General features: G+C 62.1%; 12 protein-coding genes and 1 pseudogene. 8 read left to right on the top strand and 5 right to left on the bottom strand.

Annotation, left to right across the window (positions count from 1 at the left end; genetic code table 11):
• Nucleotides 1–205 precede the first annotated feature (205 nt).
• The gene (locus tag AAHB16_RS03570) at nt 206–1465 is read right to left on the bottom strand and encodes a hypothetical protein (RefSeq protein ID WP_150374428.1); all 1260 of its coding nucleotides are present in this window, start codon (nt 1463–1465) and stop codon (nt 206–208) included.
• 389 nt (nt 1466–1854) lie between these two features.
• Here AAHB16_RS03570 and AAHB16_RS03565 point away from each other — a divergent pair, with 389 nt between their 5' ends.
• Both AAHB16_RS03565 and AAHB16_RS03560 read left to right on the top strand, forming a co-directional pair.
• The gene (locus AAHB16_RS03565) at nt 1855–2247 is read left to right on the top strand and encodes a hypothetical protein (RefSeq protein WP_146208467.1); all 393 of its coding nucleotides are present in this window, start codon (nt 1855–1857) and stop codon (nt 2245–2247) included.
• Between the two features lie 552 nt (nt 2248–2799).
• Nucleotides 2800–3078: a T6SS immunity protein Tdi1 domain-containing protein gene (locus AAHB16_RS03560; protein WP_342050113.1), complete on the top strand. Its 279-nt coding sequence runs from the start codon at nt 2800–2802 to the stop codon at nt 3076–3078.
• Nucleotides 3079–3363: 285 nt separating this feature from the next.
• Here the strand turns inward: AAHB16_RS03560 and AAHB16_RS03555 are convergent.
• Together AAHB16_RS03555 and AAHB16_RS03550 are read right to left on the bottom strand one after the other, a co-directional pair.
• A pseudogene (locus AAHB16_RS03555) lies at nt 3364–3867 on the bottom strand (ISNCY family transposase); the annotation flags it as partial.
• A 233-nt stretch (nt 3868–4100) separates the two neighbouring features.
• Nucleotides 4101–5036 carry a Dyp-type peroxidase gene (locus AAHB16_RS03550; protein ID WP_342050112.1) on the bottom strand — a complete coding sequence of 312 codons (936 nt, stop codon included), beginning with the start codon at nt 5034–5036 and terminating at the stop codon, nt 4101–4103.
• 241 nt (nt 5037–5277) lie between these two features.
• Between AAHB16_RS03550 and AAHB16_RS03545 the strand changes: the two genes are divergently transcribed.
• The 6 genes from AAHB16_RS03545 to AAHB16_RS03520 all read left to right on the top strand — a co-directional run bounded on the left by AAHB16_RS03545 (nt 5278) and on the right by AAHB16_RS03520 (nt 10942).
• On the top strand, nt 5278–6261 hold the full coding sequence (locus AAHB16_RS03545; RefSeq protein ID WP_342050111.1) for a Bug family tripartite tricarboxylate transporter substrate binding protein: 984 nt from the start codon (nt 5278–5280) through the stop codon (nt 6259–6261).
• A gap of 9 nt (nt 6262–6270) precedes the next feature.
• On the top strand, nt 6271–7440 hold the full coding sequence (locus AAHB16_RS03540) for a mandelate racemase/muconate lactonizing enzyme family protein (RefSeq protein WP_342050110.1): 1170 nt from the start codon (nt 6271–6273) through the stop codon (nt 7438–7440).
• Nucleotides 7441–7445: 5 nt separating this feature from the next.
• Nucleotides 7446–8288: a fumarate hydratase gene (locus AAHB16_RS03535; protein WP_150374424.1), complete on the top strand. Its 843-nt coding sequence runs from the start codon at nt 7446–7448 to the stop codon at nt 8286–8288.
• 11 nt (nt 8289–8299) lie between these two features.
• Nucleotides 8300–8863, top strand: a complete 564-nt coding sequence (locus AAHB16_RS03530) for a fumarate hydratase C-terminal domain-containing protein (protein WP_342050109.1) — start codon at nt 8300–8302, stop codon at nt 8861–8863.
• A gap of 96 nt (nt 8864–8959) precedes the next feature.
• Complete coding sequence (locus tag AAHB16_RS03525) at nt 8960–9688, top strand: GntR family transcriptional regulator (RefSeq protein ID WP_223851701.1); 729 nt, start codon at nt 8960–8962, stop codon at nt 9686–9688.
• Nucleotides 9689–9787: 99 nt separating this feature from the next.
• Nucleotides 9788–10942, top strand: a complete 1155-nt coding sequence (locus AAHB16_RS03520) for a hypothetical protein (RefSeq protein ID WP_342050108.1) — start codon at nt 9788–9790, stop codon at nt 10940–10942.
• Nucleotides 10943–10955: 13 nt separating this feature from the next.
• Here AAHB16_RS03520 and AAHB16_RS03515 read toward each other — a convergent pair whose 3' ends face one another.
• Together AAHB16_RS03515 and AAHB16_RS03510 are read right to left on the bottom strand one after the other, a co-directional pair.
• Nucleotides 10956–12407, bottom strand: coding sequence for a sensor histidine kinase (locus AAHB16_RS03515; RefSeq protein ID WP_150374421.1), 1452 nt, complete (start codon nt 12405–12407; stop codon nt 10956–10958).
• Nucleotides 12404–13144, bottom strand: a complete 741-nt coding sequence (locus AAHB16_RS03510; protein WP_150374420.1) for a response regulator transcription factor — start codon at nt 13142–13144, stop codon at nt 12404–12406. The genes AAHB16_RS03515 and AAHB16_RS03510 overlap by 4 nt, the downstream gene beginning before the upstream one ends.
• Between the last annotated feature and the right edge of the window lie 24 nt (nt 13145–13168).

The following is a 13168-nucleotide window of genomic DNA, read 5'->3' as shown; positions in this document are numbered from 1 at the left end:
CGTTCGTGCCTGGGGCCAGCCCTTTGACGTTCCAGTAAAAAGGGGGAGAGCCTCGGGCTCAACTTGGGTAACGCCTATTCTAGGCCGTTTCGAAGCAACGTCGTCCGTCCGGTCATGGCGGACACAGCCGTCGATCAGTCGGTGAATCCGCAACCGCCGGCGCCCGGTGGGCCAGGCGTCCGGCTACGGACGCCTGGCTTGAGCATTACCGAGCCTCTGGTTCAACGAGGTCTCTTACATGTTGGAGCCAGTACTCGAGAGAATGAAGTTCGATTAAATGGTCTTTCAAGATGAGCGGCAACTGCCACTCGATCTCCGGTAAAAGTGCCTTGAGGTACGTGCGCCGCGCCGACCCGCCGTCACGAAATGACAGGTCCATATATGAGGGAAGCCGTTCGGGACCTTCGCGTTTTTCCATTCGATGAGCACGGAATAAGCCCGTCATAAGCGAGGCCCGAACATTAAGATACGCGATTGGCATAGCCGCTTCCTGCCGGCTCCTAATGATCTTGCTGGCAACAAGGAAGTCAGCCACCCAATGGTTACTAAGCACCTGGCTAGCCTCGTCGCGGATTAACGGGTGAGGATGGCGCGCAGGCGACAAGTCTAAGTTCTCTGGATAGTTGGAATAGAAGCGCTGAAACATGCAACCCGTGGAGCAGAGCAATAGGTACCAGACGTTGAAGTTGAGTCTGCGCTGCTCCACAAGGTATTTCAACGTTAGATCTGTCGCCTCAGCGTCGGCCAGAAGCTCTCGTGCCTGTGCCGGAAGGTCGGAGGGGAGCGACTTGCTAGTATCTTGAGAGGCGGAATCACTCTGAACTACCGAGTCCTCCTCCATTTCCCAGAAGGCATCATCATGGATACGTGAAGCTGTCCTCGCGCGCAACGTGTGGTGTCCCTGCACGACGTGCCCTAACTCATGAAAAAACGTCCACACGAGCATTAACTCAAACATGATGAATCTGCACCGAACTTCGTCAGGACGAGGTTGCCGTTCATCCTTTTGCTCTGAGATGCGCTCGACGAAAGCCTCGCATATGGGCCTAAACAGGTCGCTCACATTCGAAGCATGCAAAGGCGGAAGCGGATCAGTGAAACGAACCGGGCAATCGAGAAACATCTCCATGCTGTTGAAGTTGCTCAACACATCAGTTTCCGTCGCGAGGCGGCGGCAGACGATGGGAAATGCGAACGCGTCAGCGTAGATATCGGAGACGAGCGATGTACGGAACTCCATGCGGGGGTGGAACGGACGACTTGGGGAGACGAATACGCCAGCGTTGGGCGGGCCCATCGTCATGTCGAATTTCAGCTCCCCGCCACGAGGAGCGAAAATCTTCTTATTGGCCCAGCCAACGAGGCTGTCGATTAGCTGCTGAGCGAGCGCCTCGGTGAACTCATTGTTGATGAATTTCTTTTCTTCCTGAAGCCGGAGTCGCTTCAGACCGTCAATCTCGCTCACAGTGGTTCCTTCTAGAATCTGCTTTGCCGGTATGTATTTCGTCGCTTGTCGTACACGGGGGCGGACACTATCGCACCGCAGTGACCTTTGAGATTGTGTTCAATTTAGAGCGGCAAGTCGAGTGGCCGCTTCTGGCCGATTGCTGCCGGCGGGCTAGCGGCGGCGTACCGTGAGCATACCCCGTCCGTGGATGTCCCAGATCGGCCAAGAGCCGCCACTCGATGAAGGGACCAAAGATGGAGATTCACGGAAAGCAACCACCAGCTTCACGGCCGAGGCCGCCGTTTGCCACGCTTACCCAGGCTCCGGATACCCCCCGTCGTTGCGCTTGTCCTGCTCCGCACATTGCCTTTAAGCTCACCCGCGATGGGCGCGTCACTGCAGAGTGAATGTCTTTGGTCCACGCCGCCTTGCCGCCGCTCCCCAATGCACGCCGAACCCTGAATAACATGGTCGACCAGAAGAACTTCGCGTTAGTCGTCTCGCTGTGGACGTTCATGTTCGCGGTTATCTTCATACTGTGTTGGGGATTTGTGTTCGGATATTCCCTTCAGAATGTTGTTGTTCTTGGCTCGGCCGGAGCCCTTATAGGTGCTATTGGGGCGCCGGAAATATACCCACGACTGTTTCGATTTCCACGGCTTTGGCAAATGACCCTCGCAGTGCTCGGCTGCGTTCTTGTTGCAGACAATATTGGAGTGGGAACACTCGGCTATATTGTTGCGATAGCGTCGGGGCTTGCCCTTGGCTACTTCGCGCGCTTCTGGAGCTTCCGTGTTTAGCTCGAGATCAGTGATTCAATCTAGCGACGAAGTCCGCGGTCGGCCAGAAGCGGCCAGTCGGCCTCAGGAGCCAAAGCATCGACAATCGATACAAACCAGCACGAATAAGACAGGGGCGGGATTCATGGATACAACCATCGAGTCCCTCTGCCAAAATATCTGCAGGATGGCCGTTGAAGCCACCGAAGGGCTGGTAGGTCAAATGCGGCCCCACGTAAATTATTCACGATCTTAGTAAATGGCCGCACCCGAGACACCGGTCGCAGTGATTTGATTGACGCCGGCATCTACTTTCGAAAGCTTAAATTGAAATTTCTCGAACGTTTCTCTCTAGCAATTCCTCTCGATGCAGAACCAAACTCTATTTCGGGGAGTTTTGGGCGTAGCGGCAGGGATGTACGCCCACGGCCTCATAAGCATTTTGGATAAAAATCTGTCGATTTCAGTCCTGTCGGATTGTAGCCAGATCCTTGGGGTGAGCACAGTGGCGCTCGCTTCGACAGCATTTGGCGACGTTTTTTTTGGTCGGAAAATGATTTAGCAATTTATTATTTGGAAGTTCAGCAGGGTGAGACAATTCGCGTTGGAAACAATATTGCGATGTTTTTTGAAGAATTTTTGACTGCTGAAAATATCATTAATCAAGTTCTTCGATCGGATGATTTCGAAAAAATTAGATCCAAGGGGGAAGGACTTAAATATGGTGAGTGTTATATAGCCTGTCCTTGGCAGATCCTAGGCGGGGACGGAGATCTAGAATCCTACCAACGAGGTGATTTAGATGTTTATCTCAGTCTCACAGGGAAAACCATCGGCGCGCAATTAGGCTAAGCGAGTATGCGTGGCATGCCCGACGTGTAGGAAACAGTGGGAATCGGGCCAGCGGTCTGCCGGATTGGCTGTTAGTCTTACGTGCACTCACGATTGCATCGTTGCTCAGTCTGTGGAATGTATTGGGAGCAGCATGAGCACTTTGCTGACGTAATTGATAAAGCAGAAGCGCGACGTCTTTATCCGGAAGCGTTCCACCCCTGACGTGGACTGATGTGGCACTTTCGCGGTGACGCCAAGCATGGCAACGTCCGTTACTGAGAAACGCGGCAGTCCGCTAAGGGGATTGTCGCGTAGCGCCTGCACCTTCTGCGCAATCCCCAGTACATGGCCCAGCCGCTTGTTCTCGACGATCGCGGCTTGGTCGACGTCTGGATAGCGATAGTGGGTGGTGTAGGGCAGGGAGGTGTCGTCCGCCCATAGCTCGATCGCACCGTCCGGATACTCGGCCACTTCGATGTAATGGTGGATCAGCTGCCGGTGCTCCGGAAGATCCTCGAGCAGGTACAACGTCTTGTCGTACTGGAGGCTCAGGCTGTGGGTGACCTTGCGCCATTCGCGCCAGCAAAAGATGCGCCGTAAGACCTCATGGTTGTGTATCGGCCGGTGCGCGTTGAAATCGCTGCGTGGAACCTTAGCGAACCGGGCGTTGAAGTCGGCGATGAAGGCGGGCGCATACGCGTTGGCGTCGGCCATCGAGCTGATGCCGCGCAGGCGCAGCTCCTTCACCAGCCGGTCCTGCAGCGTGCCGTTCATCCGCTCCACGCGGCCCTTGGCCTGGCTCGTATTGCAGCCGCGGCAGCTGGCGGTGCCCGGGCTGGCCGCGCTGATGCGACACCAGGCCCATCGGGCCGTCCATGCGCCAGCGCTCGACCAGACGGCGGACCTGCCGGGTGGTGAGGTATAGGTCCGGGAAGCGGACATTCTGATTTGGCCCCAACCGGATTCTCGTATAATCCATCTTATGTTAAATAAGATATCCAACTGTGCGGCAGCCTTTGCGCACAGTCGGTACCTCGCCCTCAGTCCCCCAACCCTTCCAGGAATCCCGCCGGTGGCACGAAGAACAGCCCGCCTGTTTTCGCCTGGCTGAAGTCCAGCAGGCGGTCATAGTTGCCCGGTGGCTTTCCTACGAACATGTTTTCCAGCATTTCCTCGATCGGTGCCGGTGATCTCGCGTAGCCGATGAAGAACGTGCCGAACTCGCCCTTGCCCGGTTGGCCGAACGGCATGTTGTCGCGCAGGATCTTGATCTCCTTGCCATCCTTTTCGATGGTCGTCAGCGCGCTGTGCGAGTTCGATGGTTTGACCGACTCGTCCAGTTCGATGTCGTCCAGCTTCGTGCGGCCGATCACGCGTTCCTGGGCTTCCACGGTCAGGTCGTTCCATGCCCCCATGTCATGCAGGTACTTCTGCGCGATGACATAGCTGCCGCCGGCGAACGTCGGGTCTTCGTCTCCGATGATCGTGAACTCGGCCATCTCGTTGTCTTCGGGGTTCTCCGTGCCATCGACGAAGCCCACCATGCTGCGCATGTCGAAGTATCGGAATCCATGGACTTCGTCCACGACCGATACGGCGTCGCCCAGGCGCTTCATGACCTGCGTCGCGAACTCGAAGCACAGGTCCATCTGGTCCGCCCGGATATGCAGGAGCATGTCCCCGGGCGTGGCGATCGCGTGCCGTTTGCCTTCGCCGAATTCCCGGAAAGGATGCAGTTCCGCCGGGCGTGGCGTGCCGAACAAACGGTCCCACGCCGCCGATCCGAAACCGCAGACGCATGACAGGTAAGCCTGCGGCTGGCGCTTGCCGACCGAGCGCACCAGCGCGGCAATGTCGCCGCACAGTGCCTTGACCTTGTCGCCCTGCTCACTGCCCTCGGCAATGGTGGCGACGATAAAAATGGCCGAACGGGTGATGGGATTGCAAACGGCTTGGGGTGTGGGCGTGTTCTTCATCTTGTCGTTGGGTGGTGGCGAGCGTGGGGAGGCCGCTCGCGTGAAAGCATACGACTTCCCGTTCCGTCGGGCTACCCTGCCGCGCCGATCAGCGCCTCGATCAGCCCCTTCGACGATCGAGAGCCGCATGGTCCGCTGATGCCTGATCGCCGCACCGCTTGACCGCCGTGATCCCGCTCACTACTATTGGTCCGTACCAATAAAAAGTAGTAACTATTAGATTCCCTCAAGGAGGAGACACATGAAGAAGCGACATCTGCTTCTCGCCGCGGCCGCGGCATGGATGGGCGCAGCCGTGCCCGCTGCCTACGCTTCGGGGGGCTACCCTTCGGCGCCCGTGACGATCGTGGTGCCGTTTGCCGCGGGACAGACCGGCGACATCATTGCCCGCCTGATCGGCAAGGAACTGGCCGAACGCCTGAAGCAGCCCTTCGTGGTCGACAACCGGGGCGGCGGCGGCGGGCGCATCGGCACCGCGTATGTCGCCAAGGCCAAGGCCGATGGCTACACGCTGCTGCTGACGAGCACGGGCCCCTACGCCATCGCACCGGCGCTGTATCCGCGCACGATGCAATACGACCCCGTGCGCGACTTCACGGGCATCGCCGAGGTGGCCACCACCCCGCAGATCATCGCGGTCTCGCCGAAATCGGGGATCAACACCTTTGCGGACCTCGTCAAGCAAGCGCAAAAGAGCGATCTGTCGTACGGCTCGGCCGGCAATGGCTCGACCCAGCATCTGACGATGGAGCTCCTGAAGAAGGAACTGAATTTCCCGCTCGTGCACGTGCCGTTCAAGGGTAGTTCCGAATCGAAGACCCAGGTCATGAGCGGGATGATCCCGGTGACCTCGGACTCGCTGCCCGCCATCTACACGAACATCAAGGCCGGCCAGATGAAGGCGATCGCGGTCGTCGACAAGCAGCGCTCGGCCTATCTGCCGGACGTTCCCACGCTTGCGGAATCCGGCTTCCCTGCCCTGTCCACGGTCGCCTTCTTCGGGCTGGTGGCCCCGAAGAACACGCCGAAGGATGTCGTGGCCGTCCTCAACAAGAACCTGATGGAGATCGCGCGTACGCCCGATTTCCAGCAGAAGATGAAGGAGCTCGCGATGACGCCCGCGGTGGAGAAGTCTCCCGAACAGTTCACCGCCTACCTGACGGAAGAAGTCACGCGCTGGAAGAAGATCGTCCAGGACTCGAACGTCAAGGTCGAAGACTACTGAGATCACGCCATGCGCATCGTCAACATCCTCCACAAGCGGCTGCCGCTGCGGAGCAATATCGCCAACGCGCTCGTCAATTTCTCGGAGCACACGGTCTCGCTGGTCGCGATGGTCTCCGACCAGGTCCGCAATGGGCGGCCGGTCATCGGCTATGCGTTCGACTCGATCGGCCGCTACGATCAGGAAGGGATTCTCAATGGCCGGATGATCCCGCGCCTGCTCAAGGCGTTGCCCGACGCGCTGCTCGACGAGGCCGGCAAGCTGTCGCCGGCCAGGGTCCTGCAAACGGCGATGCAGAACGAGAAGCCCGGCGGCCACGGCGATCGCGCGCATGCGGCGGCCGCACTGGAGCTCGCCGCGTGGGATCTGATCGCCAAGCTCGATGACGTTCCCGCCGCGGTGGCCATCGCACGCCAGTGCGGACGCGAGGCCGACACGCGCATCGGCGTCTACGCGGCCGGCGGCTACTACTACCCGGGCGAGGATGTGGCCGGCCTGCGCCGCGAAGTCGAACGCCATATCGAACGGGGCTTTACGCGCTTCAAGATCAAGATCGGCGGCGCGCCGCTGGGACAGGATCTGGAACGCGCGCAGACGGCTGTCGATACGGCCGCGACGCTTGGCGACGGCGCGCGCGTTGCCGTGGACGCCAATGGGCGCTTCGATCTCGATCAGGCCATCGCCTATGGCCGCGCCATGTCCGGGTTACCGCTCATGTGGTACGAGGAGCCGTGCGATCCGCTCGACTACGCGAGCAACAGCGAACTGGCGAAGCACTATCGCGGCGCGCTGGCCACCGGCGAAAACCTGTTCTCCGCGCAGGACGTCCGGAACCTCGTACTCTTTGGCGGCATGCGTCCTGGCCTCGACATCTTCCAGATGGATTCGGGCCTGTCCTATGGCGTGACCGGCTATCTGCGCATGCTGCACGAGATGGAAACGCGAGGCTTCTCGCGCCGCGCCGCGTTTCCGCACGGCGGGCAACTGCTGGCCCTGCATGTGGTGGCCGGCCTCGGGCTCGGCGGCTGCGAAGTCTATCCCGATATTTTCCAGCCACTCGGTGGCTTCGGCGACGACGCGCGCGTGGAGGACGGCCATGTCGCGCTGCCGTCGCTCCCGGGCTTCGGCTTCGAAGGCAAGACCGAACTGTGGCAAGAACTGACTGCACTCAAACCCTGACCATCATGAGAGAGATTCACGTAGATACCCTGACCGATGCGGTCGCGCAGCTGTGCATCGACGCCTGCCACCGCCTGCCGGACAACCTCGTGCAGAGCTTCCACAAGGCGGCCGAGAAGGAAGTGTCGCCGCTGGGCAAGTCCGTGCTGATGAAGCTGATCGACAACGATCGCATCGCGCGCGAGAACGATGTCTCCTATTGCCACGACACGGGGCTCGCCATCGTGTTCGTCGAGGTCGGACAGGATGTCCACCTCGTCGGCGGCCACTATGAAGAGGCCGTGCAGGCGGGCGTGCGCAAGGGCTATGCCGAAGGCTATATGCGCAAGTCCGTGGTGTCCGATCCGCTGCTGCGTGTGAACAGCAACGACAACACCCCCGCCGTGGTCCACACGGAGATCGTTCCCGGCGACAACATCGAGGTCACGGTGGTGCCCAAGGGCGGCGGCAGCGAGAACTGGAGCACAATGAAATTCCTGCTCCCCGGCGAAGGCGCCGAGGGCGTCAAGAAGTTCGTGCTGTCGGCCATCGAGGCCGCGGGCGGTGCCGCCTGCCCGCCGCTCACGGTCGGCGTGGGCATCGGCGGCAGCTTCGACAAGGTCACGGCCATCGCCAAGAAGGCGATCCTGCGGGATATCGGCGAGCATCACAAGGAACCGCACATCGCACAGCTGGAAGCCGAACTGCTGGAAGCGATCAACAAGACCGGCATCGGTCCGCAGGGCTATGGCGGCATCAATACGGCGCTCTGGGTGTCCGTCGAAACCTATGCCTGCCATATCACCGCATTGCCGGTGGCGGTCAATATCCAGTGCCACGCGGGCCGTCGTGCCACGGCGGTGATCTGAGGAGGCGCATCATGACGACACATCGACTGACCACGCCGCTGACCGACGAGGCCATCCGGCAGTTGAACATCGGCGACGAGGTGCTGCTCTCCGGCACGATCTATATGGCGCGCGATGCCGCGCACAAGCGCTTTGTCGATACGCTCGCGCGGGGCGGAGACCTGCCCGTGGACCTGAAGGGACAGGTCGTGTTCTATGGCGGCCCCGGCCCGACCAAGCCCGGCCATGCGATCGGCGTGGTCGCGCCCACGTCGGCCTATCGAATGGACCCCTATGCCACGGTGCTGTTCGACTACGGCGTCAAGGGCGCCATCGGCAAGGGCGACCGCGGCGATGCGATCCGGGCGTCGTGCAAGCAGAACACGGCGGTCTGCTTCTCCGCGATCGGCGGGATTTCCGCGACGCTGTTCTCCTGCATCAAGTCCGCGGAGGTCATCGCCTACGAGGACCTCAAGACGGAGGCGGTGCAGCGCCTCGTCATCGAGGATTTTCCGCTGCTGGTCACCAACGACGCGCAGGGCCGCGACATGTACGAGGAAGAAGTCGCGCGCTACAGGAAGCTGCTGAACAGCTGACCCGCGCGGCGGACCGGCGGACTTTGTGTACGATAGCGCCTGTCGCAGGCCGGGCGGATGCCCGGCCGACCGATCAACATCCGGACCGATGGAACAGTGCGTTACACAGAACTGGCAAACTCCCTTGTCAAGGGCATTACCGAAGGCACGTTTGCCATCGGCCAACAACTGCCCAGCGAGCTGGCGCTGGCGGACCAGTACGACGTCAGCCGCACCACGGTCCGCGCCGCGCTCGACATCGTGGAAGGCCTTGGCCTGATCACGCGCCGCCGGCGGGCCGGCACGATCGTCTGCTCGAAGACGACCACGAACACCTACACCAAGTCCGTCAACACGATCGAGGACCTCGTCAACTACGCGAGCCATACGGAACGCGAGGTGCTCGGGGTATCGAACGTCGTGGCCGACGAAGCCCTCGCGGCCGCGCTCGAATGCAAGCCGGGCACGCGGTGGATGCGCATCCGCATGCTGCGTACGGAGATGGATGGCGACGGCACGCCGCTGTGCTGGAACGATGCCTACCTGGAACCGAAGATCGGCCGGCGCGTGGCGCCGCTGGTGCCCAACGGCACCGGGCTGCTGAGCCAGATCATCGAGCAGACCGTCGGCGTGACGGTGGCCGATATCAAGCAGACGATCGGCGCGACGACCATCGCGGGCGACATGGCACGGCGGCTGCTCGTCGATCCGGGCACGGCCGGACTCGAGATCACGCGGACCTATCTGGACGACGCCAAGCAGGCGTTTCTGATTACGGTCAACACCTACCCTGCCGACAAGTTCCGCTTCACGTTCTGGATGCACCGGACGCCGACGTCGGCCTGATACCCGGAGCAAGTGCCTCAGGGGGCATTTATCGTCAATTATTTGCCAGAGATAATTTATCGACGTAGAATAATTCGCGATAAATAGCCGTATGTTGCGATGACCCAGCCCACACCCGCCTCGACCCGATATACCTTCCGCCGTCCGGCGTTAGCCGCGAGCTTCTGCGCGGCGCTCAGCGGCGACGGCCTGCTGGACGCGCGCTCGGGGCTGTTTCTGGCCGCCCCGCGCCGCGTCGGCAAATCGACCTTCCTGCGCGAGGACCTCGTCCCCGCCGCCCAGGAGCGCGGGTGGGCGACGGTGTACGTGGACCTCTGGTCGAACAAGGCGCACGACCCGGGCGAACTGATCGCCGATGCAATCAAGCACGAGATCGCGGAATACGCGGGCATCGTCGGCAAGGCCGCGAAGGCCGTCGGACTCACCAAGGTCACCGTGATGGGCACCCTGGGGCTGGATCTGACATCGACCGGACTGCCGCCGGGGGTGACGCTGACCCAGGCGCTCACGACCCTCCACAAGGCCGCGAAACGTCCGGTGCTGCTGATCGTGGACGAAGCCCAGCACGCCCTGACGACCGAAAAAGGCCTGGAGGCAATGTTCGGCCTCAAGGCCGCGCGCGATGCGATGAACGCGTCCGGCAAGGCGCCAGACCTGATGCTGGTCTTTACCGGCTCCAGCCGGGACAAGCTCGCGCATCTCGTCATGAACGCGCGCATGCCGTTCTTCGGCTCGCTGGTGACCCCGTTCCCGTTACTGGACCGCAAGTTCACGGACGAATACACGGCCAGCGTGAACACGGCCCTCGCATCGGGCAACCAGTTCGAGCCCGATGCCGTCTACGAAGCGTTCGAGATGGTCGGACACCGCCCCGAGCTGCTTCGCCATCTGATCTCCACCATCGCGATTGCAAACGAGTCCCCCTACCTCAGTCAGCGGCTGCGGGACGATGCGGGACTCGTGCAGGAGCGCCTGTGGAACGAAGTCGAAAGCGAGTTCGCGTCGCTCTCGCCATTGCAACAGGCCGTGATCCGCGTGATGGCCATGAAGCAGGGCCAGTTCTCGCCGTTCGGCGAGGCTGCCATGCGCGCGTACAAAGGCTTCCTTCCGGCCGACACGACGGTGAACAACGCCACGGTACAGAACGCCATCGACGCGCTGCGCGAGCGCGAGATCCTGTGGAAGGAATCGCGCGGCACCTACGAGATCGAGGATCAGTCGTGGCTGAACTGGCTGCGAACGCTGAAGCCTTGACGTGACGCCGGCCCTAGCGTGACACCGGCAGCGCGAACCGCAGCGTCGCCCCGACCGGTGTATCGACAAGGCGGATCTGGCTGCCGTTGAGTTGCAGCATCCGCTGCACGATCAGCAATCCCAGCCCGCCCCCGCGATGCGCGCCACCGGACGGGAACGGCCGATTGAAGATGGACTCCCGCAACGCGGCGGGAATGCCCGGGCCCGAATCGCTGACCGTGACGGCGACCTTGCCATCTTCGGCGGCGAGGTCCACTTCGACCGTCCCGCCGGCCGGGGTGTGGCGAATGGCGTTGTCGAGCAGGTTCGTCAGCACGCGCTCGATCATCCCGAGGTCGGCCCTGACGGCGGGCAGCATGGGCGGGACACCCGCGCGAAGGTGCAGCTGCTTGGCTTCGGCGGGGAGCGCGAACTTCTCGAGCACGTCCTGCGCGAGATCCACCATCGAGAACGCTTCCGGCGTGGCCTGCACCATGCCGTGCTCCAGCCGGGCGAGTTCGAACAGCGCCTGCGCCAGGCCGCCGACCTTGGCGCTCTGGGCCAGGGCGATGTCCAGGTACCGCTGGCGCTCCTCCCGGCTCAGCACATCGGCCTTCAGCGACAGCGCTTCCAGGTACCCGTGCAGGGAGGTTAGCGGCGTGCGCAGGTCGTGCGAGATATTGGCGACCATGTCGCGCCGTTCCTGATCCTGCTGGGCCAGTTCGCGCCATTGCGCGTCGATACGGCTAGCCATCTGGGAGAACGCGGTTTCCAGCGCGGTAATCTCGTCGCGGGCCGCGGGCGCAGGCGGGCGTTCGGTGCGGACCGCGTGGCCACCGGTCGAGTCGAACTGGCTGATCTTCACGGTCAGGCGGCGGAGCGGGCGCGTGATAAGCGCGAACGCGGCAAGACCCGCGGCCAGCCCCAGCGTGGTCACCAGCGCCATGGACCACAACGTCGTCCGCATGACCGCCGTGCGCGATGCCTGCGCCGCCAGCTTGTCGTGCGCTTCGCCCTGCAATACGACGTAGATATATCCGCCCTGCCGCAATGGCGCGGCGCTGAAGACCTTGCGCGCGGACGCGCTGCGCGGATCGTCGCCGAAGATCGGCAGCGCGCCGCCGTCGATCAGCTTTCTGATGGGCGCGAGATCGACACGATCGCGGATCAGGTGCCCCTCCGGCGCGTCATGGCCGCGAATCCGGCCCTGATCGTCGAGCAGATAGACCTCGACGCTCGGATTGACCACCATCAGCTGGCCGAACAGGCGGCGCAGCGCGGCCGGCTCCAGCTCGCTCTGGTCCTCGCGCAGCGCCGTGCGCCCGATATAGGCCGCGAGTCCCCGCGAAATATCCTGCACGACCTCGGTCTCGTGCATCGCATTGGCCCGCACCTGCAGCCACGCGGACGCCCCGCAGCAGGCGAGCAGCAACGCCGCGAAGACGCCGGCGAGCTTCTGGCTCAGTGACAGCTGAAGGCGCTTCAAGACGGCGCTCCCGGCGAGGCATCGCCCGCCGCGGGATCGGCGACGAAGCGATACCCCCTGCGCCAGACCGTCAGGATTCGCCGCGGTTGCGCGGGATCGACCTCGATCTTGGTACGCAGGCGATTGATATGGGTGTTCACCGTATGTTCGTAACCTTCGTGCTGATAGCCCCAGACTTCGTTGAGCAGGTCCATGCGCGAGAACACCTTGCCCGGATGGCGCGCGAAGAAGTACAGCAGATCGAACTCGCGCGGCGTCAGGTCGAGCCGCCTGCCATCGATCGACGCTTCATGCGCGAGCGGATCGACGCTCAGGCCCGCATGGTCGATGCTGCCGAGATTGGCGCGCACGTCCCGCGCCAGCGCGTCGACGCGGCGCAGCAGCGCCTTGACCCGCGCCACTAGCTCGAGCATCGAGAACGGCTTGGCGAGATAGTCGTCGGCACCGATCTCGAGCCCCAGCACGCGATGGACCTCGCTGGACCGCGCGCTAATGATGATGATCGGCGTATAGCGCGTCATGGCCCGCGCGCGGCGGCAGATCTCCAGCCCATCCACACCTGGCAGCATGAGGTCCAGAACCAGCGCATCCCACCCGCCCTGCTCGAGCAGCCGCAGGCCTTCCGTGCCGTCTGCGGTATGCACGACGTCATAGCGCTCGTCGCGCAGATGCAGGGCAAGGACGTTGGCGATGCCGACGTCGTCCTCCACGAGGAGAATGCGTTTGGTAGGGTCCATGGCGCTATTGTGCAGAAAACCGCC

The organism is Cupriavidus sp. OTU4054, from assembly GCF_038440175.1.
Classification (GTDB): Bacteria; Pseudomonadota; Gammaproteobacteria; order Burkholderiales; family Burkholderiaceae; genus Cupriavidus; species Cupriavidus pauculus_D.
This window is presented reverse-complemented; position numbering and strand designations above follow the sequence as displayed.